The following is a 23,817-nucleotide window of genomic DNA, read 5'->3' as shown; positions in this document are numbered from 1 at the left end:
CAAAACGATCTCCCTCAATCCTTTCACCTGCCTGCTCCCATCACTCTTCGCTCGGGCATCAGGCATCATGTCCCGCGTCAGCGCCAATTCCGAATACTTGAGGTTCGGAATTGACCCTGCCGCTCACAACTGGGGAATTTTCAAACGGCGGTTTTGGGGAGATTACATCCGGCGATTACAGACGCCGCCACTCCGAAATCCGGTTCGCGCGCAGCCCATATCTGTCGGCAACATCGCGAACCGCCACCCCAGGCTCAAGAGACTCAGCCACAATCTGCGCCTTGAGATCATCAGGCCATCGCCGACGGCCCGCAGTGGAGACGTCGACACCGTCCGACCGGAAAAACTCCAACGTATCTTCCATGGAGAAACTCCATCCCTGTTCCAAAACAGGCATGGCTTCCCAAGAAAAGCAGATCAAGAATAGGTGGGGGCCAGCTGCCGCTTACTCTCAACACGCATTTCCGAAAACGAACAACTTTGACCTTATCAGGCTCGTTGCCGCGATGCAGGTTGTCTTTGTTCATGCAGTCGAACATCTCAACCTGCCCATTAATGGCACGCTGCATGCTATCATTTACAATCTACCCGGTGTTCCAATATTTTTCGTGATTAGTGGATTCCTAATATCAGCCAGCTACGTCCGTAATGATGATATTTGGAACTATCTAACCAACAGAGCGTTGCGCATCTTTCCTGCCCTTTGGGGGTGTCTAGCCGTCTCTTTTCTGTCCGCTTGGTTATTGGGCGGCATAAGTCAAAGCGCCAGGATAGCCGACATTGGACTGTGGTTTTTGGCACAGTCAACCTTTTTGCAGTTTTATAATCCTGATTTTCTTCGTGGATATGGAATTGGCGTGCTTAACGGGAGTCTTTGGACAATCCCAGTGGAGATTCAGTTCTATATTTTGACACCAATTGTCATATACCTATATTTTCGACTGAGATTAGCGTTTACTTCTCTCTTCATTGTTTTCTTAGGTATCAATTCTCTAAATAGTTTTTCCTTCTTTGACGACCACCTGCCTAGATTGGTTGCAGCGCTAATAGGAGTGACTTTTCTCCCGTGGCTGGCGCTCTTTTTGATTGGTGTTCTAATCCAATTAAATTACCATAGGGTTCGTTTTCTATTGGAAGGGAGGGCACTTTGGTGGATTGTCGGCTATACGGGTATGATTTCTTTGACCTTATTGTTGAATATTGATATCAGTGGGAATCGGCTTCTGCTGCCTTGGTCCGTTGTCCTCGCATTTACTACGTGCTCTCGTGCATTTACGCGCAAAGATACGTCCCAATCGCTGATCGGACGAAATGACATCTCTTACGGTGTATATATCTACCATATGCTGGCCATAAATGCCGTAATTTCATTGGGGTTTGTCTTCAATTGGTGGGCTATGCTGTTGGCGCTCGGAATCACACTATTTTGCTCAACAGTTTCTTGGGCGTTCATAGAGGAACCAGCTCTAAGACTAAAGCCTACGAGTCTCAGGAAAAGCGGCCGCGTTGATTAGGTTTTGGAATACTTTATCTTCTTAATTTGGCGCTTTTGAATTGGGGCCTTTGGACATTCAGGATTTCCATTTGGCCTGATTTCTGATTCAAACTTCCAAAATTGAGGCTTGAATGAACGTAAGCGGTGCCTACGGGGCACTCAGGATCAGCTTGACGGGCTGAAGTTCCATGGGAGCAGGTCGTCGATGCGGCTGGCTGGATGGCCTGCCGCGATGGCTTCGAGTGTGGCCTTGAGGTAGGCAAAGGGTAAGCGCCACGGCGATCCCCTCCTGCCATTTCTGACTTGATCGAACCATTCTGTGCGCATTGGCGTGACGGAGGGTTTGGATTTTGGAAGTAGACGGCAAAATGGGCGTCCATTTGGACGGCTCGATGGGCGTTGGAGTTTCCCGTCTTGAAGTGATCGAGGGGCCGAGTGGTCGACGGCGGCGCACGAAGGTAGAGCGGGCGCGGATCTCGGCGGAGAGCATGATGCCGGGGGTGACGGTTGCCGATGTGGCGCGCAAGCATGGCACAACCCGCTGGCAGATCTACGATTGGCGCAAACAGATACGCAAGGGGCGCAAAGCGCACTACAATGTGAGGGCGGCACACCGCTTACAAACGCGTCAACCTCACAGACGCGGACTAGCGCTGGAAGGTCCGGTTACCCAGCTAACCCACTTACGCGAGAGTGCGGTACGGGCAAATTGGTGCGACGCCAACTTCCCGGCGCGCTCGCCCTTGGCCCGCAGCGCGGCCCGATCCTCGGCAGCCGCAATCAGCGCATCGGCAAATGCGTGTGCATCGTCCGGCCGCACGGCAAAGCCGCAGTCGTTCTCGATGATCAGGTCTGCAAGCCAGCCGGGATAGTTGTTCAGTACCGGCAGCCCAGCAGAGATGTAGTCGAAAAACTTGTTGGGCGAGGTGCCGAAGTAGAACGCAGACACATTCCGCAGTATCTGCAAACCCAGATCCGCGCCCGCCATCAACCTCGTTAACTGCATCTTAGGCACTGGGTCGAGAAACAAGACACAGTCCAGCTTTTCTTCGAGGGCGCGGGCCTGAAGGCGTGGTTTTTCACGCCCTTGCCCAACTAGGCCGATGCGGATGTCGTCGCGACACCGTGCCTTGAGCACCTTCGCCGCATCCAGAACCGCGTCGAGCCCGTTCGCAGGGCCATGCGTCCCAGCGAAAATGGCGAGCATCTGATTGTCGCGAACTCCCTCGGGACGCCAAGTATCGCCCGGTGCGGCAAAAAGATCTAGGTCGCAACCATTGGGCACCATCGCGATTCGGTCGCGCGAGACGCCACGCCGGGCAATCCCGTCGACGATCCCCGGCGACAGCCCGATTAGCCGGTGGGCTGAGCGATACGAGATCCATTCCAAAGCCGACATAAGTGTCAGAATCACGGGATTGGTGATCACCCCCATTGCCTTGGGCAGTTCGGGCCAAAGGTCTCGCACCTCAAAAATGAAGGGTTTGCGTCGCAGCCAGCGAGCGAAGATGCCGGGGATCCCCGCAGTCAGCGGAGTGGTAGTTGCAAAGACGATATCAGCCGGCTCGCGCAATGCGATACCAATCGAACCCAGAGCAAATTTTACGAACACCCACATTCGCTGGCCGACCCCCATGTGGTTTCCATAGTCCAGCGCGAACTCAATCACTTCAATCCCATCCACGACACCGCGCCGCTGTCCGCGCTTGAATGGCTCCGACAGGCCAGTCTTGCCTTGCGCGTAGCTTCCACAAACCATCGTTACGCTATGTCCTTCGCGTATCAGCGCTTGCGCCATTTCGTAGGATCGGGTTCCGGCCGCTCCTTGGGGGGTCGAGAAGTGCTGGTGGAAGTAGAGAACATGCATGATCAATAGTCGATTCTCGTGAGGATTTGGGTCGGTTTATAGACGGTCACCGATAGAAGCGGCACCTCGTTTCGAAGTTGGTAATATCGCGACTCTGACGTGGCTCCAAGAGTCGGCGTAAATTCTTCACCATCTGACTGGAGCGATACGACCAACCCCATTCCCCGCAGGATATTGCCCTCGAGACGCCAGTCGCCCGGGTGCAGACGCCAGTGTAAATCCGCCCTGCGGAACGCGCCCGAGATTGTGTCAATACATGTCACCCCAACAGGTGTTAGAATTACACGTCGGTGATGCCGCGCTCCATTTCTATCGGTATATGCGGCGGCGGCTGTGACGGTTTCGCCATCAATCCGGACATGTTCGACGGCTTCCGCGCGAAGCCAGTCGCCAAAAAGAAAGCGGCCTAATCTGGGCATTTGATCGCGCCCGTCAAATATGACTGTATTGTGAGCCTCGCTGCCACCGAACCATTCTGCACCTTCCGCATTGTAGCTGAAGGTGCCACCGTCACGTAGCAGGTTTTTCCCTCTGCACCATAAGTCCAAGTGAAGAGCATCTGCTTGGCTGGGACGGAACCGAAATTTAGGATAACGCAATACGGCGATGGCGCGGCCAGTGCGCAAAATGTGATAGCCCCCTTGGTCGAAACTCGTGCTTGCCACTGCCTCGGCAGGTCGTCCATCCGGAACGTTTAGCCAACGAAGCGGACGCATCCATGGACCAGGGCCAAAGGCATCGACTTTGCGAAACAACGCGGAAGCCAGTTGCACTGAGGGGCGAAAATCGCGGTAATCCGTGTCGGTCAGCTGCACGAGCCTTGCGCCATCATTGGCACCGATGTTCGGGGCGTCACCGTTTTCGTCTTCGACCATTGAGCGGAGCCAATTCGTCGCTTTCCCAAGACGAGCTACGAGCCGGTCGGAAAACCCTCGCAGGCCACGATGGCGTCGCCAGGCTTCAACCAATGCGTAGGTGTCAAGCATCAGCCGGTGATAAGTCACGGAATACTGACTGAAACTTCCATCGGGCTCGATCAAAGTTGTTGCGCGCTCCTCTAACCATCGCCGCCCATTGTCCGCCCAAGACGCCGCTCGAGGATCATGCCCCATAAGGAAGTGGCCGCCTATAAAGAGAGCTGCGGCTTCGGACGTGCCGTGGTTATTTTGTTGCCCGATTGCGTAAGACATGGTCGGGGCAATGCGCAGAATATGCGCGCGCACAAACTCCACGAGGCCCGCTTCCGGCCCTTCGTCCTGTTCCAGCAGCCATGCCGCCGTTATCAGGTGCATGACACGGATCGAAGCTTCCTGACCGCATTTCCAGTTAGGTCCTTTGTAGGGCGGGTTCGTCCGCGCCCAATCGGCCAACCATAAATTGAGACGTTCCAGAGCCTCTGAATCTCCGAGCGCGGCCTTGGTCGCCCAGGCAACGACCCAGTCGAAGCGCGAAAGCTCCCACAAGCCCTTGATGTCTCCGGCACCGAAATCAGGGATTTTCCACCAATCGAGTGAGGCATCTAGCTGCGGGTCTTTAGCGAAGGGGTTGGCGAACCAATCGGGCGGCCCAGTCGGACGCGGCTGACGATACCAACCGAACCACCACATTTCTTCGTCCCACGCAGTGTTTGCCGGAGTCGTTTCTTTCCGGCGCTCGACAGTATGAAAGAACGGAGCCTTCGCCACGGGTGCCGCCAACCGTTGGACTGGATGGAGACCACTCTTTATACCGAGACGATAAATGGCGACCCGCGCGATGCTGGCTGGTCCCAGAGCTCCGTAGGTGCGCAATTTCGTCAGGCGTTTCATTGTTGCGAGCGCAGAATCTCGGCCACATCGATCGTGACCCTTCCGACCTCAAAAAGCTCCTCGGCTGGGATCGGAGCAGTTCCGCCTTTCTCCACTGCCTCTACAAATGCGGCTGCACAATTTGACTGTCCCTTGTCCTGGCGCCACAGGTTTTGTTTGTTGAAGCTGGGCCAATTGAAACCTCGCAGCTTTAGGAAGTTGTCCAACTGAAGAGTGCGTCCAGCCGCAAAAATCTCGACCCGTTCTTTGGCAAAGGACGCACCGCCATTGGCGAGGTAGTGAATGGTGCCGAACGATCCGTCTTCGAAACCTAGTGTGATCGAGGCTTTGTCCTCGGTCACCGCTTCGGCGTCGGTGTCGCCCATGCGGCGTGCTTGAACCGAGGTGATCGGCGCCCCGGCCAGGAACCGCATCAGGTCAATGTAGTGGCAAGCCTCGCCGATGATCCGCCCGCCACCGATCTCTGGATCCTGTGTCCAATGATCGCCAGGTATTGCTCCCGCATTCATCACCATAACAAAGGTTTTCGGAGCCTTTACCGCACCCAGGAGGTGCTTCATCGTTTGGACATGAGGCGCGAAGCGACGGTTGAAGCCAACCATCAAATGTTTTCCGCTTTCGGCATGGGCTTTCTTAACGTCGTCAAGTTCTTCATGTGTCAGGGCGAGAGGCTTTTCGACGAACACATGCTTGCCTGCGCGCAGGGCTTGCGCGGTCAGACGGGCGTGGCTGTCGTGGCGGGTGACGATAGCCACGGCGTTGATCTCTGGGTTGTTGATCAGACTGTCGGTATCCGAGGTCGCCTGTGCAAAGCCCGTGCGCCGTCCATGAATAACTGCATTTGTCCCGCCCGCCGAGGCAATACTGTGTAGCATCGCTCCCGAGACCTTGAAAGCCGGGATCAACATCCGAGATGCATAATTCCCCGCACCAACGAACCCGACCACAGGCTTGCCAGATGCTTCGACTGGAGGTTCCGCCAATGTCACGCTGCACGCGTGGCGTGGCTCGGTCTCGTGGCCATAAGTTAAAAGGATTCCCAGCGCAGCCTTGTCTGTCGATAAAAGTTGATAGGCGCGGGGCGCCTCCTCAAAAGGCACACGGTGGCTGATCAATGGCTCGACATTCAGCGCGCCCGATGCCAGCAAATCGAGCACAGCCACGAAGTTCCGTTGCTCCGTCCAGCGGACAAAGCCCAACGGGTAATCTTGGCCGCCTTCTTCGTATGCCTGGTCGTAGCGACCAGGGCCGTAGGAGCACGACACTTGGAAGCTTAGTTCTTTTTCGTAAAAATCCGCCCGGTTTAGCTCCAGCCCTGTCACCCCGACCAACACAATGCGTCCGCGTTTGCGACACATACGAGCGGCTTGTGTGATCGGATCGCTAGACTTTGTTGAGGCCGTAACGATCACGCCATCCACCCCCTGCCCTCGGCTGAAGGCCAAACCAACCGCTACCGGGTCCTCGCCGGCACTGGGATTGCATATCTCAGCTCCGAAGCCGCGCGCCAGTTCCAGCTTTGTCGCGTCGAAATCGATAGCCAGAACCCGACAACCCTGGGCGCGCAGCATTTGCACGGTCAATAGACCGATCAACCCCACCCCCGTTACCACGAAGGATTCACCTAATGTCGGGTGTGCAAGACGGAGTCCTTGCAATCCAATGCTGGCAACAACGGTGAAACTGGCGGCCTCGTTGCTGACATTGTCAGGGATGCGCGCGCACAGATTCTTCGGCACGCTGACGACATCAGCATGGGGCCCATTTGACACCACGCGATCACCCACGCGGAACCTCTCGCCTCCCGCGTCACGCACCACACCGACATTGCAATAGCCGAGCGGGATAGGCTGTCCCAACTTTGAGCGCACGGCATCCACCGTGGTTATCAGACCATCGGTCGCCACCTTGTCGAGCACCTGCTTCACTTTCTCAGGTTGGCTCCGAGCCTTGGCGATCAAACCGGATTTTCCAAAGTCCATAAGCATGCGCTCGGTCCCTGTCGAAATCAGGGACACAGTGGTGTCAATAAGCAGACTGCCGCACCGTGCCTGCGGTGCGGGCGCTTCGATGGTTTCGCATACGCCGGTGGAAAGGTTCTGCAGAATTTGTTTCATTTATTGTTGGTCCTTATTAACGTTTTTCCGGATCTAATCGTCCACTCAGCACGTACAACCAAAAAAATGCTGCAAGAGGTAGATTGTTCGCAACCAGCGTTGTCTCGAACAAATCTCGCACCATCAAACAAACCAAAGCAACCATAGACCAGTAAGAGCCAGCCTTCCTCAGTGACAAAAACCTCGAGCTGACAAAAGTGATCCAGAAAATCAATGATACGATCCCTGATCGAACAATGAGAAACACATATGATGAATGTAAGCTGAGCTTGTGCCCCTCTGATACCTCATAATATCCGCCCGCTCCGGTCCCAAAAACTAACTCTGCTACACTCAAATCTCCGAGTGTGTCCGACCACATATCGACTCTTCCGCTTTCCAGCCTCTTTCCCGAAAAATCTAAAAACAGCTGATCCCAATAAAAACTATCATTGTAGTAGCTAATTGAAATGTAAATCAATAAAACTGCGACAACTGCAAGAAATAGGGTTCCAATCGCCCTTCGAGAGCCTGACAGCTGAGGGTCTATGGAGGAAACAAAAAAGATAGCGAATAAAAATGATAATATGACGGCGCGGCTTCCCATCAAAATCAGCAGAAATATCAAGAAAGTAAAAACAATGATTCGCAACAAGCCCTTAAGGCCGGAAAGGAGTGGAAGCGCGACAATCAAAGTAACGGCTGCGGCATAATTTCCATTCGCGAAAAAACTTGCAAATAAAAGCCAAATGACGGAAATTAACGCAAAGAAGACAACAGATACTTCTGTGGGTATCCGAGGCACCCCGATTTTGGACATGGCGCCCGATGAAACAAAAAATGCTCCACAAATCAAATTAAACGCAAGAATACGGTAGCCCGTCGGGTCACGGATCGATATGAGAACAGAAAGGAGAAAGGCAATCAACAACAAAAAAGAAACGCCTAACCGAATCTTTGGCTCACCCGTCATGAAACTGAAAAAAACATGCGCCGCAAACGCCACGCAGAGAAGATAAGAAATTTGAGAAATAACGGCTATCGAGCTACCAACGCCGATAAGCGAAAGCATGAAGGTCGTCACCCAAAAGTTGCTATAAAGCGCACGGAAAGTCATTCCGAAACCATTTGGAGGATGGAATCTTTTAAGGCCTTCTCATTTAGATTTTCGACCCCAATAATAATTGAATTAGTTGGCCGGTCCGCAGCATCAGTGGCTATTAATTTCAACCCCCAATAATTAGCATCCCACACTGCGATGCCAAAACTTTCTACGGATGTAAGTCGCATATAGACATCGCTATGCCGCAAGACAGTGTTGAAAAAACTTTCCGAACTTCCATCATACACGCGAAGCCACGAATATACTGTTGATAGCTCCATGAGCCTAGTGCGCAGTTCGCCAGGGCCATAAATGAACACACAAAGGGCGCAGTCATCTCTATACAGCGCCCTCATCGCGTCGATCCCCATCTCTAGATTATATAGCGACTTGGGAAATCCGGACATGACGAACACCTTAGAGTACCGGTCCTTGATCCGCATGACTTCTGCCAGTGCATCCGCGTCGTCGACATGGTCGGCGGGTTCGCAATAACTCGACCCCGCCACGATCCGCCCAGGCTTCACCTGCATCGCGCGGTAGAATGCCGTTTGCGCTTCAGATAGGCTCCTGACTTCATCAAAGCGCGATACCGCCCATCGGATCGCTCTACCTCGCATCCTGCCGCCTGCCTCCAAGTTTCCGTGATGTAGCATTAGGATCCATCGAGTGCTTTCGATCTTGGGCAAGAGCAGTGTCAGAAACAAGGCCCGCGGTGTCGAAAAATTAAAGCTGACCTCGCGACCAGTCTGTGCCGATCTGTTTGTCCACAGCCAAATGATCAATGCAGCCTTGCTTCCCAGTTTGATCACTTTATTTTGGCAATCCTCTCTCACCGATTCCTTATTTCCGGGATAGAAGTCTAGCAGCCACTCGATTTGTGAGCTGTCGCGATGCAACAAGCGTCGTAAATAGGTCGTCACTCCCCCAATGGGCTCGGGAATACCGCCGACGATAATTTTATTCATCAAGTTATCCTATAACGAAAGCAAGCATTAGGATGACCTGCCCTAATACGGCGACCCCGAACAGGCGCCCAATCAACAGCGCATGAATAAGATCCTCTGCATCCTCGCGTTCGGCATCAATCCCACGCGAAATGCGCGGCTCTATAAAGAATGTTAGGAGAACTGTGCCAATCGAATTGACAACCCCGGACAACTGACTGATTGAGGCCCGATACTCAAAATTAAGAAGCGCAAAGTAAAACGAAATGAAAATACCCGTTCCATAAATTGCGAAAACAATCGCTGATTGGATTAGTATTCTCCTTCCCTCAGTGTTTGATAGTATGAGATTTATTCTTTCTATAATGGAAACACTCGAACGGTCCTGCCCTTTTGCTGTGGAAAAGAATGACGTTGCGAAGTTTCCAGATTTCTTGTATTTTAAAATTACGCTATCATAATAGCCAACAAAGTAACCATGGAGTATGTAGGCACTCAAGCTAAGAATCGCAGCTCCGGCCAGGGCTGATATCGCCATGACCATGTATTGCTTCGCGTCAATGCGCGTATCCACGATGAGGCCAAGCATCGGAAGCAGCGCAACAATAAAAAGTCGCGTTCCGACATAAACGGCTTGCTGGATGGAATAGCCGAGCATGTGACTTTTTGCTCTAATGCCACTAAGCCGCGCCATAATGCCTGTGAACTCAAGTAGATGAATCGCGGCGAAGCAAATCGGCACTAAGAATACAAGGCTGAAACTCACCCCCACACCCCACGCACATCCACGATCCGCCCTATGGGGGCAACGCTGCTCATGAAGTGTGTGTGATCCACCAGCATGACATGCACTTCCGCCGCACTCGCCGCCGTTAGGTCGACGAGATGTGCAGCCTCGAGCCCTTTTGGCAGCTCCTCAATATTTGGCTCGACCACGAGCTGTGGGCCTGTATGTTCAGCGGCGATTGCGCGGGCAATGTCCAAGGCCGGGCTTTCTCGCAGATCATCGATATTGGGCTTGAACGAAAGGCCGTAGACCGCCACGGTCACATCGGCAGCGGTTTTTCCGGGATTTGCCATAAGATGTGCGCCGATCGCTGCTCGGACCTTGTTCATCACCCAGTCGGGCTTACTATCATTGACTTCGCGTGCGGTTCGGATCAGCCTTGCTTCGTTTCGCGCCGACGATACAATAAACCATGGATCCACAGCGATGCAATGCCCTCCCACGCCTGGGCCCGGTTGCAGGATATTTACTCGCGGATGCCGATTGGCTAGCCGGATCAGTTCCCATACGTCCAGTTCAAGCCGGTCACAGATCAGTGACAATTCGTTCGCGAAAGCGATGTTTACGTCCCGAAAGCTGTTTTCGGTCAGCTTCGCCAACTCGGCCACGCGCGGACCACTGGCGACCACACAGTCGCCTGTGACAAAGCTTTTGTAGAGTGCGACAGCTCTCGCCGAGCAGGCCCGTGTCATGCCGCCGATCACGCGGTCGTTGGTTATCAGTTCCTGCATCACCTTACCGGGCAGGACGCGCTCTGGGCAATGTGCGATCCGGATGTCTGAAGCCTCGCCGGCACCCCGTGGAAAGGTTAGGTCGGGGCGCACCTCCGACAGCCAGTCTGCCATCGCCTCTGTGGCACCGACTGGCGAGGTTGACTCCAGAATCACCAAATTGCCGGGCCGCAAAACCCGGGCGATTGCTTTTGAAGCTGCCTCGATATAGCTGAGGTCAGGTTCGTGGTCCGCGCCCTGAAATGGGGTCGGAACAGCAATCAAAAAAGCTTCGGCTGGTTCGGGCATTGTGGTGGCACGCAAGAACCCCTCTTGGACGGCGGCATGCACTGCCACATCGAGATCAGGTTCGATGATATGAATCGCGCCCCGATTGATCGTATCGACTACATTCTGGCTCACATCAACGCCGACCACTTCGATCTTGCGCGAAGCAAACATCACAGCGGTTGGTAGGCCGATATAGCCTAGGCCAATGACGGAAATGCGTTTGTAGGAATGATCGGACATTATCATTACACCTTGTCGAGGCCGAAGAAGTCAAGAATGGCATTTCTAATACGCTGCGCTGCAAGCCCATCGCCGTAGGGGTTGTGGGCGCGCGCCATCGCCTGATAGCCGGCGGCGTCGTCCAACAGCACTGTCGCCTCGCGCAGGATCAGAGCGGAATCAGTGCCTACCAACTTGACAGTGCCTGCCTCGACGGCTTCGGGGCGCTCGGTGTTGTCGCGCAGCACCAGAACCGGCTTGCCTAGCGAAGGAGCCTCTTCCTGCACACCGCCCGAATCGGACAAGATGATATCGGCGCGACGCATTAAGTGTACGAATGGCAAATAATCTTGCGGAGCGATTAGCTTGACGCGCTCGAGCGTTCCGAGATTGGATTCTACTGGTCCTTTGACGTTAGGGTTCAGGTGCAGGGGGAATATGATCTGAACATCATCGCGCCGCGCTAGGGCGGCAATCGCATCGCAAATTCGCTGGAATCCTCCGCCAAAACTTTCTCGCCTATGGCCCGTAACCAGGACCATTCGCTTGCTCGGATCAATCCCAAACTCGGCGTCAAAGGCTGCAGTCTGAATTTCGTCGCCTTTCAGCCGGGCAACCACCTTGAGCAGAGCGTCGATCACCGTATTTCCGGTTACGACGATGCCTTCCGGTGAAACGGCCTCTTCACGCAGGTTCTGCGCAGCCTTCTCTGTTGGCGCGAAATGCAACCGTGCGATGGCGCCCGTGATCTTACGGTTCATCTCTTCAGGCCAAGGCGAATAGATATTGCCGGTGCGTAGCCCAGCTTCAACATGGGCGACAGGGATCTGCTGATAATAAGCCGCTAGAGAGGCGGCCAGAGTGGTCGTAGTGTCGCCGTGGACTAGGATCAGGTCGGGCGCGAACTCCTCAAGAATCGGTTTCAGCCCTCCGAGAACCGAGGCAGTAATTTCCGTCAAGCCTTGTCCCGACTTCATCACATTGAGGTCATATTGTGGCTCAATGTCAAACAGCCTAAGCACCTGATCCAGCATCTCGCGATGCTGGGCGGTCACGGCAACACGCACATCCAATCCGGGGACCGAGCGCAGCGCCTCATGGACCGGCGCCATCTTGATGGCTTCGGGTCGAGTGCCAAACACTAAAAGTAGTTTTCTCATTATGTCCTCAATAGTACTGTCGAAATTCTCAATTTTAAAACGCTAATTTGATCGCAGAATACCGCTTCTTGCGAATGCCGCGACCTACCCTAAAAGCTCGTTGTCGGCTCACTCCCTGGCGGCTTGCTCTCTGTCGATATCCGACTGGAGCGCCTTGATTTCCTCCTTGAGCGCTTCGTATTCTTCGCGTTTACGCGTCAGAAAAGACTGTGTTAGCGCGGTTTTCTGGGCAAGTCCCTCGGTTGTCAAAATATACGCATAGCGGCGCTTGTCTTCGGCAGCTGTGAATTTTCTGAACTCAACCAAACCCTTGTCGAATAATGCATTGAGAACATAATGAACTGCGCCGGCGCTGATTCCGATATCCCTTGCCAGTTCACGTTGGCTCATCTCTGGGTTTTTGTGTAGCAATCGGAGCGCTCTAAACCGCGCATCGTCACGAATCTTGCTGCGCTGACTCATTCAACACTCCTCAATTCCGGGGTTGACGACCATTAAGCGACCTCCGCAGTCGGGCGAGCTGTTGATGCCGCAATTAAGAGAGTCAGCACCGGCGAATCAACATACACGCTCAACTTTGAGCGGTATCATTCGTGAAACAGAAGCACAATCGCGAAAAATTTCCCACCGAATTAGAGCAGGGTGCTGAATTAATCGCTGATCCGGAACGCTGTCCCTTCAACGGTGCCGGTTCCGGTGATCTTCACACCAGTCGACGGGTCTGAGGCGCGCGCGTGGCGGCGCGCTCCCGCCTCAAGCTCCCAGCAATCTGGGCAGTCGGGCCAGGTTATTGGCGGCCATCGTCAGTATAAAGCGGGAGCGCACTCGTTCGACGCCGCGATACATAGTTTGGGCCATGCCGCCGACGGTTTTGGCCCAGCCGAAGGCCTCTTCGATCTTCTTTCGGTGCTTCTGTGATTGGGCATAGCCGTCATGCCGGGCGGTTCGGCCATCGATGGCCGAATATCGCAATTTCTGCGCTACATGCGGAGTGACACAGGCCTTACGCAGGTCAAAGACGAACCCGGCAGCGTCATAGCCCTTGTCGGCACATAGCGTCAGTCGCCGGGTCGATCCCGGGGAATGGCGATGCAGCATGTCCATAGCCGCGCGCCTTTCCGCATGACCGTCGGCCTGCGTCAGGTCACCTTGGACGATCAAGCCGTTGCGGTTCTCCATCAACGCATGGCCGATGAAACACAGCATGGCCCCGGTGCCGGGGGATTTCTTGTAAAGCCGCGCGTCCGGATCGCTGCGCGAGACATGACTGGCATTCGAGCGCTTCTCGCCCCGGAAATCGACCTCGGCATTGCGGTGGGGTTTGGTGTTACGGGGCATCTGGTCGGTCTCGGCTGGTTTCTCGGAAGGCTTGGTTTCGGGCGCGGTGTCCGGGGCGAGAGGGTCACCCGGCCCGTCGTCGTCAGGCAGGGCGGCATCGGCCTTGGGCTGGAAACTCTTCATCGACGCCCATGCCTTGACCAGCGTGCCATCCACCGAAAAATGCTCGTCCGATAACAGAGGCGCCACCTCACGATGCGCGAGGATCGCCGCCATCACCTTGCGCGACATCTCCGTGGTCAGCAGCCGGTCGCGGTTCTTCGAAAAAACCGTGGGAACCCAGACCGGATCATCGATGCCAAGCCCGACAAACCACCGGAACATCAGGTTGTAGTCCATCTGCTCCATCAACTGCCGCTCGGATCGGACCGAGAACAGGATTTGCAGCAGGCTGGCTCGGATCAGCCGTTCCGGCGGGATCGAGGGGCGGCCGAAATCGGTGTAGAGCGCCTCGAAGTCGGCATCGAGACTGGCGAGCGCGTCATTCTCCACCTGCCGGATCTTGCGCAAAGGGTGCCGCGCAGGGATGCGCTCCTCCAGATCAACATAGCTGAAAAGCGACCCGCTCGCCTCGTCCGTCCCGCGCATCATCAACCTCCCCTTGCCGTGCTGAGGGTGAATCATGTTCTCAAACCGCTGTCGAGGTGGGACTAATTTTCAGCGAGCTTTGATTGATTTCTCGGCCCCCATCACGCTCACATCACTGCCCAGCATTGACACCCTGCCAAGGAACCTTCATTCAAGAATCAACTCTTCGGCAGCACGCCCCCTTCAAGAGAAACGTAAACCAGACAATGAGCAGCACCACACAGGCTCCCGAAGACGACGAAATCGATCTACTTCAGCTTCTTCTGACGATCTGGAAGGGCAAGCTCACCGTTGCGGTCTTCGCGCTGCTGGCGCTCGTTGCCGGCGCGTTCTATCTCGCCAGCACGCCGCCCACATATCAGGCGGACGCGCTCTTGCAGCTCGAAGAGCGCTCGGGGCAACTGGCCCTGCCCGAGGCAATGCAGGGGTTGGTAGATAACTCCCCGCAAAGCGCCACCGAGATCGAGTTACTGCGCTCGCGGTTGGTGCTTGGTCGCGTGGTGGCGGAGCTCAATCTTGATTGGCGCGTTGAGCCGGTGAAGGCCCCGCTGATCGGAAACATCCTTGCGCGCTACGCGCTGCCAATCCCCGAATTCGGCCCGATGGCCGTCTATGCGCGCGCCGGAGAAGGGCTAACGCTGGGGCTTTTGTCTGTGCCGCCGAGCTGGATCAACCGCGAGATTCTGCTCGAGGTAACCGAGGGCGGCTACCGGCTGACCCTGCCTGGCGAGCAGGAGGTTTCAGGCACCGTGGGACAGATGTTGGCGATCGAGGCGGAGAATTTCGCGATCAATGTCGACACCCTAGTCGCACCCCCCGGACGGGAATACACCATCACCCAAATCGATGAATTGCGCGCAATCAGCTCCCTGCGCAGCAATCTTACAGTCTCCGAGCGTGGCCGCGGCTCCGGGGTGCTCGAAGTCCGGTTTGCCGGCGGTGATCGCGCACTCAACGCGCGAATTTTGAATGCCGTCACGCAATCCTATGTTCAGCAAAACATCGCGCGGAGCGCCGCCGAGGCGCAGAGCAGCCTCGAGTTCATCAACACGCAACTGCCGCAGGCAGAAGCCGCCCTCCGCCAGGCCGAGACCGCGCTCAATGACTACCGTCAGCGTCAAGTTGCAATCGACCTCACCTTCGAGACCCAAAATATTCTTTCGCAAATCAACGCTTTCGAGGCACAGATCGCCGAATTGCAGCGCCGCGAGGACGAGATAAGCCAGCGCTATACCCCGAGCCACCCCGTCTACCGCCAGCTACTAGAAGAGCGCGAACGGCTCGAGGCCCGCATGGCCGATCTGCGCGTGCAGGCCGGCAATCTGCCGGAGACCCAGCGGGAAGTCCTAAACCTGACGCGCAATGTCGAACTCGCGCAGCGTATCTACACCGAACTGTTGACGCGCCAACAAGAGGTCGAGGTTCTGCGCGCGAGCACCGTCGGGAACGTCCGCATCGTCGACACCGCGGCCAGTGCCCCGCTCCCCATCGCGCCGCGTAAATCCATGGTTATGGCGCTGTCGCTGATCCTTGGCGCCATGCTCGGGATCGCGGTGGTATTGGTGCGCTCATGGCTCCACAAAGGCATTCAGGACAGCACCGAGATCGAGAAACTCGGCCTGCCGGTCTTCGCCACGATCAACTATTCCGCCGCCGCTGATTCCCACGAAAGCCGCCGCAACCTGCCTGGCATCCTTGCGATAAAGGATCCCACCGATCTCTCGGTCGAAGCCTTCCGCTCGCTGCGCACCAGTCTGCATTTCGGCATGCTCGACGCCGACAGCCGCTCGCTCGCCCTCACCAGCCCCCATCCCGGCGCCGGAAAAACCTTCTCGGCGGTCAACCTCGCCGCCACCGCCGCGCAATCGGGCCAGAAAATCTGCCTGATCGACGCCGACATGCGCCGTGGCTATCTGCACCGCTATTTCGGCGTCGAGCGCAGCCACCTCGGGCTCGCCGACATCCTCGCCGGCGACGCCGATATCGAATCCTGCCTCGTGCAAGGCCCGCTGCCCGATCTTTATTTCATTCCGACCGGCAAATACCCGCCGAACCCATCCGAACTCCTGATGCGCGATTCGTTCAACCAGCTCATCAAGAGCCTCGACGAACATTTCGACCTCACCATCCTCGACTGCCCCCCGATCCTCGCCGTCACCGACCCCGTCATCATCAGCCGCGCCGCCGGCACCACTATTTTGGTCGCCCGCCACAACGTGACCCCCCTCGGCGAAATCGACGCCTCGATGAAAGCCTTCGACGCCGCCGGCGCCAAACTCAACGGCGCGATTCTGAACGGCTTCGATCCGAAAAAGGCGAAGGGTGGATATGGATATGGATATGGATATGGCTACCGCTACCAGTATAAGCAGCGCGAAGATTGATCGGCTAAGCGCGCCGCGCACTCATCTCGCCAAACTCTCCCGCGGCCCAGACATCCCGAAAAACTCTTCCCATTCGGCATCCAAAATATCCGCTGCCTGATCCTGATGAATCCGATCAAGCGCCAGATACTCGAAAGCTCGCGTCCGGTAAGCCTCGGCCGTTTTTTCCGATCGATGCCCGCAAGCCCGCATCGCAAGTTCCACACCTCTCGTGCCCATCGGGCCAAAGCTGTCATGCAGTTTCGTTCGAGCCGCGTGGTTTCCGGTTCCGAGCGACCTACCCCACACATAGCTAACGTATCGATCATGGAGTTCAGTATCATTGAAGTTGACGAATAATGCCCGATTCGAAGCGAAACACGCCGCCCGCAGACCTTCATGATTGAGCGCGCGAGAACTCCTAAGCCGCCTACCCGGCGGATAACTGGCAAAATTCTAGTTGCAGGCAAGGCACTCGGATGCCGAAACGCTCAAGGTTTCCAGCACGTCTTCGAGATTATCCATCACAACGTTAAACGCCACCTCTTCCGTCTCCACCCAGGCAGCGTGCTCAATAAAAATCTTGCGCCCGTCAGGCGAAACTTCTGCCTCGACCTTCACATCCCCATCACTGAAAGAAAACACGGCAACAACAAACTGTGCATCATACAGCTTAAAACTCTTCATCTTCATGACGATACTCCATCGATTGGTTCACTGTTGCAATGATGGATCTTACCGGCTGATTTTTCAATGTTCGGCGCAAAACATCCGCGATGTTTTATGTGGACAAGATCAATCTAAGGTGGAAACTCCTCGACCATCACATCCAAAAGCTGAAACCCTCAACTCTATTGGGCGTTGGATTTCGGAGTGCCCGATCACCCCAAAAGCCAGTCGTGAGACGAGCTGCTGGGCGATCGTGCAAGAGAGTGGCCATGCCGCCAACGAGGACGAGCAAAAAGCCCCAGAATGAGGAACTTGCCAATGCGCAAGATTTCTCAAGCCCTTCGCCAGAGGAACAGTGGTTAGTCGACGCGGAAGATCTCGGCGAACCTGAACGTCGGTGAATCTGGAGGGTTCTGTGAGGTTGCGAAAGACAACGGTGGGATCACCCATGCGCTGTCCGCGACCTCATTGAAGCCGGATTGAACGAACCCGCGGGCTGGTTTTGCGCTATGGGGATTGTGGTGCTGGCTCAGCTCTGGGGTGGTGTTCGCGAGGCCTAACCGATCGATGAATGGCAGTGAAATGCCGACTGTTTGGGGCATGGCTGGTCACAAGGGCGCGCGGAACCGGTGTGGTTCTCTGGCAAGTGGTGTTGTGCATCGGCCAGAACCGGGGCAGCCAAGGCTTTGGCCCGTAGCGTATAGGACCGGCCTGCATGGAGGCAGTCGGGTGGCAGGATATCCGTTGTCTGTCGTGGTCGATCATGGGCTGTTGCTCCGGAATGCCCATTCAGGCGGCGCTTGGCCATGATACCATACGGTGATCCTAACCATTGATCGACCGCAGCAAGGGCATGGCCGCGCGGCGGGGACCACCTTGATTGCGGGTTTGGCACGGCTCTCGGTTGCCTTTGCTTGTCTGGCCAGCAACGCTCTGCACGCCTTGATGCGGGCCACACGCTGTCCGTTGGCGAGGAAGCCAAAATGGCGGATGCGATGAAAGCCATCCGGCACAGTATGCAGGAGAAAGCGGCGGATGAACTCGCCAGCATCGAGGGTCATAGACCTTGGCCGGCTGCCATGGCGATAGTCTCGCCAGCGGAAGGTCACCTTGCCATTTGCCATGCTGACCAGACGTGAATTAGCGATGGCGACACGATGGGCATACCGGCTCAAATAGGCCAGCACTTGTTTCGGCCCGCCAAAGGGCGGCTTGGCATAGACCACCCAGTCTTGACGACTGGCTGACGTCAGACGCCGGCAGAAGGACTGCGGGACGGCGGCTTCAGCGGTATCTCCGAAGACCTGTAACTGTCCGGTCTCAAAGGCAGTGCGCAGCGCCTGAAGAAAAAGCCGGCGGAACAGCCGTGACAGCACTCGGACTGGCAGAAAGAAATTGGGGCGGCAGGCGACCCAGCGCGTGCCATCGGGTGACGGGCCACCGCCCGGAACGATGCAATGAAGGTGAGAATGATAGCTCAGGGTCTGACCCCAACTGTGCAGCACCGCAATGAAGCCGATCCTGGCACCGAGATGCTTGGGGTCGGCGGCAATTATGCGCAGCGTCTCGGCGGCGGCTCAGAACGGTCGGCAACTTGCGCGGCGTTCGCGCATAGACGATCCGCTCGGGGATCTCCGCCCGGTTCAGCGTGACGCCGTAGAAAAAGCGCAAGGCGCAGACTGTCTGGTTGAGCGCTGGCCAGGAAATACCCTGTGATACCAGGTAAACCTGAAAAGACCGGACATCCTCCAGACCCAGCTGATCCGGTGACCGGTTGAAATGACGCGCAAATTTGCTCACAGCATGGAGATATGATCGCTGTGTAGCCGGCGACAGGTTGCACAGTGTCATGTCGTCGATCATACGGCGGCGCAGCGGGCTTACCGCTGGTGTGGCTTTTGCCATTGGATCGTCTCCTGTTCAAAGGTTGGTCTCAGCAACCAAGCCTTCTCATCAGGAGGCCATTCCCGCCAATAGAGACGCCAATCCCGCGTTAGCGGGTTCGTTCAATCCTCGGTCGATTCACTTCAAACGCAAAACGCTTTAGAATAAGTCTTATCCAAAATATGGACGCCGAACCGGTTCCGAACTCTGGCGCCGGCTATGGGTCGCAGGTTTCAGATCGGACTTCGCCCTGTCGCAGAACGGGTCACACGCCAGCACCGTGCCGAGCTGGTCGCTCGAGGGGCACTGAAAAGCTTGCGCGTCAAAAGCCAACTCTCTAATTATCTACCAGATCTGACATGACTCCTCCGACCCAACAGCGGAGCGCGCGCAGACCGGCAGGAGAACTTGGAATTCACGTCACTTTGTTCGCGTTCAGACGGCGGGCCGAGCTCCGTCACCTGCCAATGGATTAGGAGAAACACGCCACAAGAGCCGAATCTTAGATGCTCAAAGATCATCCCAGACGTGTCGCCTTCCGCTTCGAAAACGCTGCAAACGCCCGCCTACTTTGAACCAGACTCCGAGCAAATTCCATCAATTCGACCGCGGGCCTGTTCCCTCGTTCCCACCCCAAATTTCCATATCGTCGACATAAATACCAAGAGCCATAGCCTCGTTGGAGTCACTACCATTGGGTTTTTGAGAGGGAACAGTGGGAACAAGGGAACGCTGAGACTTACGACCTCATCTCAAAATATCGTTTAATATCGAAATGTTACGGACTCCAGCACATTTGCTCTGGGAGTTTTCCACATGTTTGTTTCTTCGCACTATAGGCGTTTTCACAGATTGCGGCCATACTTGTGAAACCAACCAAGGATACGGTCGGAGAGAGTAGAGCAGGCGACAAAGTCATCACACAACGCGCCTGCCCCACAGATCTTCTTATGCACCGTCTCATATCTTTAACCACCCGGCAAGTGATTTGTCCGGAATTGAGAGGAGTGCCAAATGCACCCGTCAGAAATCAGCATGAGCCGTCGGAGGCGTCAGCGTCCGTTCCGCCCGAAGCCCAATTATAACGCCAGCACCAGCGATATCTTCCGCGAGGTGAATGAGGCAGCGCGCGGCCAGATTCGTGAGTTGGCGGAGCGCTGGCTCAGCAAGACCCGCCGCAGTGGCGACAATCTGTTGGCGTTGAACCCGACCCGGAACGACAAGAACATCGGCTCGTTCTCGATCAATACCCGCAGCGGCGTCTGGGCGGATTTCGCCACTGGCGATAGCGGCGCAGATATTGTGTCGTTTTACGCATATTTGCACGACACCACGCAGATTGAGGCAGCTCGCGAACTCGCTAAGCTTGTGGGGGTGCGCGTATGACCTATCAGATTCCCGCGCCGACTGTCCGTGTCTTGCGCAACTTGCCCGAAGACGCGGAATTGGTCCGCGCAATCCCTGCTCAGTTCCCGATGCCTGACTTGCGGCAGAACGGCGCGGCGCCGTCGGCGACTTATGAGTATCGCAACAGCGACGCGTCTCTCGCCGCCATCGTTGCGCGGTATGACTACGTGGATGGCAAGCGGATCTCGCCCTTCACCGTCTGGAAGTCGCCGAACGGGCGTATGGAGTGGTATAACAAGGGCCTGCTTGATGCGCGTCCGCTCTATCGCCTGCCGCATTTGCTGGCAGATAACGCGAAACCGGTGTTGATCAGCGAGGGCGAGAAATGCGCTGACGCGGCCACGTGCTTTGAGGACTACGTGAGCATCACGTGGATGGGTGGCAGCAACGCTTGGTCAAAAACCGATTTCACGCCGCTCGCGCGCCGTGAGATCATCATTCTTCCCGATCTTGATAGCGCCGGCGAGAACGCCGCAAATAAAATCGCCGAGATTCTGCGCGAGATTGGCGCCAGCTCTGTGCGGATGTTGGATATCGAAGCTCTTGCGAAGGCTTGCGAGATTGCGCCGGTTGCAGGTTTCGACATCGCTGATGCCATCGCGGAAGGCCTGGATGCGCCGCGCTTTTACGAGCTCCTCGCGCAGCCGGGCATGCTGAAGACGACCGACATGCTTCCGACCCTTGCCGATGCTACCCCTGCCGCTCTGCCCGGCGACCCCGTGCTGCGGGAGGTGCAGGAGCGTTACAATATCCAGCCAGAGGACATTCCCGGTGTTTTCTCGCTGAGCTCAAATGGGGTCATTAAGCATGATTTTGATCGGAACGGCTTCCCGGTTGAAATCTACGCCGGATCACCGCTTGTGATCTTGGGCCGGACGATTGAGAAGCAGAACGGGGAAACTTGGGGTTATCTTGTCGCCCTGCGCACCCCCGCAGCGCGTTGGGTGAGGCGCACCATCCCTGGAAAGTTGCTGGCTGGTGATGGGAAGGAACTGCGCGAACTGCTTGCCGATGCTGGGGCGATAATACCGCAGTGCCGCGCGGGGCGGCAGGCTTTGGCGGAATACATCGGCTATGCGCAGCATGGTCCTATTTGCGAGCTTGCGACACGGCCTGGATGGTATGGTGACAGTTTCGCGCTGCCGCATCAGATCATCAAGCCTTCGGAATCGAAGGCGCATGTCCTGCTCGATATGGGGGAGCGCAAGCATTACCTCGCGCAAGCCGGCAGCATGGAAGGCTGGCAGGAATTGGCCAAACTCGCCGAGAGTAATAGCCGCGCCGCTTTCTCAATCTGCGTAGCGCTCGCGGCTCCCATGCTCCAGCCAATGGACCTGTCGGGGGGCGGCTTTCATTTCTTTGGCCAGAGCTCCCGCGGAAAGACGACGCTTTTGACGGCAGGCGGCTCGGTCTGGGGCGGCGGCGGCAATGATGGCTTTGTGCGCAACTGGCGCATGACGGTTAATGGCGCAGAGGGCACGCTTGCAGATCATAATGATCTGCTCTTGCCGCTTGACGAGCTGACCATGATCCCGCCGGAACTCGCAGCCGAACTGTTTTACATGCTCGGCGATGGTCATGGAAAAATCCGCGCAGAACGTGATGGAACTGCGCGGGCGAGCACGCAATCTCGGGTGTTGGTTCTGTCGTCTGGAGAAAATACCGCGGCGCATCAGATCAGTCTCGCGCCCAACAAGGTTAGGATGACTGGGGGGCTTTCTGTGCGTATGATCGACATCCCGATCGAACACACCCCCGGCGAAAGTTTTGAGGATTTGTGCGGTTTCAAAACTGCAGGGCTTCTTGCAGAACAGATGTCCGAGCTCGCGAAAACCCACTACGGCCATGCTGGTCCGGCGTTTGTGCAAAAAATCGCTGATTACAAATCGGGGTTCGTCTCGGTGGCTAAGGAATTGATTGACATGCTGGTCGAGGAGTTGGTTGATCCGGAGGATGATCCTCAAGTCCGTCGCGTGGCAACCCGTTTCGGTATCGTCGCGGCTGCCGGGCATCTGGCCAGACAGACTGGCGTTCTGCCGTGGCGGGAAGACTCCGCATTTGACGCGGTGAAGGCTTGTTTTTCGGCGTGGAAAGCTAATCGCGGCGGTGGCGCTTCGCAAGAAGAACGCGAGGCTCTCGCGCATGTGAAGGCGTTCTTCGAGACGAACGGCCGCGCCCGCTTCGAGCGCCTCGTGTTGGGCGCGAACGGGAAGCTCACGCGTGCAAGTGACTTCGTGGTCCGCGACCGTTGCGGATACTTTGAGGAGACGGAGAACGACGAAACGGTATTTTATGTGCGGCCGGAGTCCTTTAAGCAGCATATCTGCGGCAGTCATAGCCCTGACTTGGTCGTCAAGATCGCCAAAAAGCACGGTGCGCTTTTGCTGGGTGAAAATGGCCGTTCGCAGAAAAAGATGCGCTTGCCCGACTATCCCAATGGCACCCGGGTTTACGCGTTGCGGCCAGATCTGCTGCCCTAACCAACGGGGCCCGATCCTTACTGCTGTGGGGATCGGGCCGCTCGGTCGCAAATCCGCGCGACTATCACAGATCACTGTTCCAGCATGACGTCGATACCTATCTCTGATAGAGATCGTTACGATTATGTAATGAGGGTCCGGATGGTCGACGAGAAACGCAAGGCTGAAATGCGTGAATACCAGAAGCAGCGGTCAGCCGTGCGCCGCCGGCACGGTCTCGTGACGCGGACCCTCTGGATTTGGGAGGCGGATAACGATGCCTTCCGGGACGCGATATCCCCCTACGTCGATCGCGCTCGTTTGATCGAGGCGATACTCGGCACAGCGCCCTTACCGTCTTTGGAAATCATCGAGATCATCAAGAAGCACAACTTTCCGTATGATCCGGCCGATATCATATACCTCGCTGATCTCCGGACACAGCTGGCGCTCGACCCGTCAGCGAGCTCATCCGCGTTGGAGAAAGCGCGCGATATCCTATCGCGGTATGACCTCCCGATCACGGTTGACGATCTCGTCCAATGATACGGTAAGGCTCGGGCTGGTGATCCGTACTCCAGATGGCAGCAGACGCGCGAAAAACTCGCAGCGCTTCCTCGTGGGTAT

Annotated in this window: 17 protein-coding genes and 4 pseudogenes; 6 read left to right on the top strand and 15 right to left on the bottom strand. The window is 56.1% G+C overall.

The window, feature by feature from the left end; translation table 11 throughout:
- Positions 1-175: 175 nt before the first annotated feature.
- A complete protein-coding gene (locus DDE20_RS14235; protein ID WP_116559173.1) occupies positions 176-364 on the bottom strand; it encodes a transposase in 189 nt (62 codons plus the stop codon).
- On the opposite strand from DDE20_RS14235, the gene DDE20_RS14230 reads away from it, so the two are divergent.
- Complete coding sequence (locus tag DDE20_RS14230; RefSeq protein WP_116559172.1) at positions 363-1,514, top strand: acyltransferase family protein; 1,152 nt, start codon at positions 363-365, stop codon at positions 1,512-1,514. The genes DDE20_RS14235 and DDE20_RS14230 overlap by 2 nt on opposite strands.
- A 146-nt stretch (positions 1,515-1,660) precedes the next feature.
- Here DDE20_RS14230 and DDE20_RS14225 read toward each other — a convergent pair.
- A pseudogene (locus DDE20_RS14225) lies at positions 1,661-1,762 on the bottom strand (transposase domain-containing protein); the annotation flags it as partial.
- A gap of 101 nt (positions 1,763-1,863) precedes the next feature.
- Between DDE20_RS14225 and DDE20_RS19345 the strand changes: the two are divergent.
- Positions 1,864-2,073, top strand: a pseudogene (locus DDE20_RS19345) (transposase); the annotation flags it as partial.
- 56 nt (positions 2,074-2,129) lie between these two features.
- On the opposite strand, the gene DDE20_RS14215 reads toward DDE20_RS19345, so the two are convergent.
- From DDE20_RS14215 to DDE20_RS14170, 10 genes are all read right to left on the bottom strand, one after another.
- Complete coding sequence (locus DDE20_RS14215; protein ID WP_116559171.1) at positions 2,130-3,362, bottom strand: glycosyltransferase family 4 protein; 1,233 nt, start codon at positions 3,360-3,362, stop codon at positions 2,130-2,132.
- A gap of 2 nt (positions 3,363-3,364) precedes the next feature.
- Positions 3,365-5,170 carry an alginate lyase family protein gene (locus tag DDE20_RS14210; RefSeq protein ID WP_116559170.1) on the bottom strand — a complete coding sequence of 602 codons (1,806 nt, stop codon included), beginning with the start codon at positions 5,168-5,170 and terminating at the stop codon, positions 3,365-3,367.
- Positions 5,167-7,287, bottom strand: a complete 2,121-nt coding sequence (locus tag DDE20_RS14205; protein WP_116559169.1) for a bi-domain-containing oxidoreductase — start codon at positions 7,285-7,287, stop codon at positions 5,167-5,169. The genes DDE20_RS14210 and DDE20_RS14205 overlap by 4 nt, the downstream gene beginning before the upstream one ends.
- Positions 7,288-7,303: 16 nt before the next feature.
- Positions 7,304-8,383: an O-antigen ligase family protein gene (locus tag DDE20_RS14200; protein ID WP_116559168.1), complete on the bottom strand. Its 1,080-nt coding sequence runs from the start codon at positions 8,381-8,383 to the stop codon at positions 7,304-7,306.
- Positions 8,380-9,336 (bottom strand): glycosyltransferase family protein, encoded by a 957-nt coding sequence (locus tag DDE20_RS14195; RefSeq protein WP_116559167.1) that lies wholly within the window; start codon positions 9,334-9,336, stop codon positions 8,380-8,382. Before DDE20_RS14195 ends, DDE20_RS14200 begins: the two co-directional genes overlap by 4 nt.
- A 4-nt stretch (positions 9,337-9,340) precedes the next feature.
- A complete protein-coding gene (locus tag DDE20_RS14190) occupies positions 9,341-10,081 on the bottom strand; it encodes a lipid II flippase family protein (protein WP_133240356.1) in 741 nt (246 codons plus the stop codon).
- Positions 10,078-11,343, bottom strand: a complete 1,266-nt coding sequence (wecC, locus tag DDE20_RS14185) for a UDP-N-acetyl-D-mannosamine dehydrogenase (protein WP_116559194.1) — start codon at positions 11,341-11,343, stop codon at positions 10,078-10,080. Before wecC ends, DDE20_RS14190 begins: the two co-directional genes overlap by 4 nt.
- A 5-nt stretch (positions 11,344-11,348) precedes the next feature.
- Positions 11,349-12,482 carry a non-hydrolyzing UDP-N-acetylglucosamine 2-epimerase gene (wecB, locus tag DDE20_RS14180; RefSeq protein WP_116559165.1) on the bottom strand — a complete coding sequence of 378 codons (1,134 nt, stop codon included), beginning with the start codon at positions 12,480-12,482 and terminating at the stop codon, positions 11,349-11,351.
- Between the two features lie 108 nt (positions 12,483-12,590).
- Positions 12,591-12,944, bottom strand: a complete 354-nt coding sequence (locus tag DDE20_RS14175) for a MarR family EPS-associated transcriptional regulator (RefSeq protein ID WP_116559164.1) — start codon at positions 12,942-12,944, stop codon at positions 12,591-12,593.
- A gap of 291 nt (positions 12,945-13,235) precedes the next feature.
- Positions 13,236-14,408 carry an IS5 family transposase gene (locus DDE20_RS14170; protein ID WP_116559193.1) on the bottom strand — a complete coding sequence of 391 codons (1,173 nt, stop codon included), beginning with the start codon at positions 14,406-14,408 and terminating at the stop codon, positions 13,236-13,238.
- A gap of 206 nt (positions 14,409-14,614) precedes the next feature.
- Here DDE20_RS14170 and DDE20_RS14165 point away from each other — a divergent pair, with 206 nt between their 5' ends.
- Complete coding sequence (locus tag DDE20_RS14165; RefSeq protein WP_116559163.1) at positions 14,615-16,792, top strand: polysaccharide biosynthesis tyrosine autokinase; 2,178 nt, start codon at positions 14,615-14,617, stop codon at positions 16,790-16,792.
- A 435-nt stretch (positions 16,793-17,227) separates the two neighbouring features.
- Here DDE20_RS14165 and DDE20_RS14160 read toward each other — a convergent pair whose 3' ends face one another.
- The 3 genes and pseudogenes from DDE20_RS14160 to DDE20_RS19400 all read right to left on the bottom strand — a co-directional run.
- Positions 17,228-17,464 carry a hypothetical protein gene (locus tag DDE20_RS14160; protein ID WP_116559162.1) on the bottom strand — a complete coding sequence of 79 codons (237 nt, stop codon included), beginning with the start codon at positions 17,462-17,464 and terminating at the stop codon, positions 17,228-17,230.
- Positions 17,465-18,201: 737 nt separating this feature from the next.
- Positions 18,202-19,014 (bottom strand): annotated as a pseudogene (locus DDE20_RS14155) (IS91 family transposase); the annotation flags it as partial.
- Between the two features lie 76 nt (positions 19,015-19,090).
- Positions 19,091-19,303: pseudogene (locus DDE20_RS19400) on the bottom strand (site-specific integrase); the annotation flags it as partial.
- A gap of 1,035 nt (positions 19,304-20,338) precedes the next feature.
- Between DDE20_RS19400 and DDE20_RS14145 the strand changes: the two are divergent.
- The 3 genes from DDE20_RS14145 to DDE20_RS14135 all read left to right on the top strand — a co-directional run bounded on the left by DDE20_RS14145 (position 20,339) and on the right by DDE20_RS14135 (position 23,736).
- Positions 20,339-20,710, top strand: coding sequence for a hypothetical protein (locus DDE20_RS14145; protein WP_116559161.1), 372 nt, complete (start codon positions 20,339-20,341; stop codon positions 20,708-20,710).
- Positions 20,707-23,211: a DUF927 domain-containing protein gene (locus DDE20_RS14140; RefSeq protein WP_116559160.1), complete on the top strand. Its 2,505-nt coding sequence runs from the start codon at positions 20,707-20,709 to the stop codon at positions 23,209-23,211. Before DDE20_RS14145 ends, DDE20_RS14140 begins: the two co-directional genes overlap by 4 nt.
- 141 nt (positions 23,212-23,352) lie before the next feature.
- On the top strand, positions 23,353-23,736 hold the full coding sequence (locus DDE20_RS14135; protein ID WP_116559159.1) for a histidine kinase: 384 nt from the start codon (positions 23,353-23,355) through the stop codon (positions 23,734-23,736).
- The last annotated feature ends 81 nt before the right edge of the window (positions 23,737-23,817 follow it).

The sequence above is a fragment of the Pararhodobacter oceanensis genome (genome assembly GCF_003076755.1).
Classification (GTDB): domain Bacteria; phylum Pseudomonadota; class Alphaproteobacteria; order Rhodobacterales; family Rhodobacteraceae; genus Pararhodobacter; species Pararhodobacter oceanensis.
The sequence above is the reverse complement of the archived record's forward strand: the minus strand, read 5'-3'. Positions and strand labels throughout refer to the sequence as shown.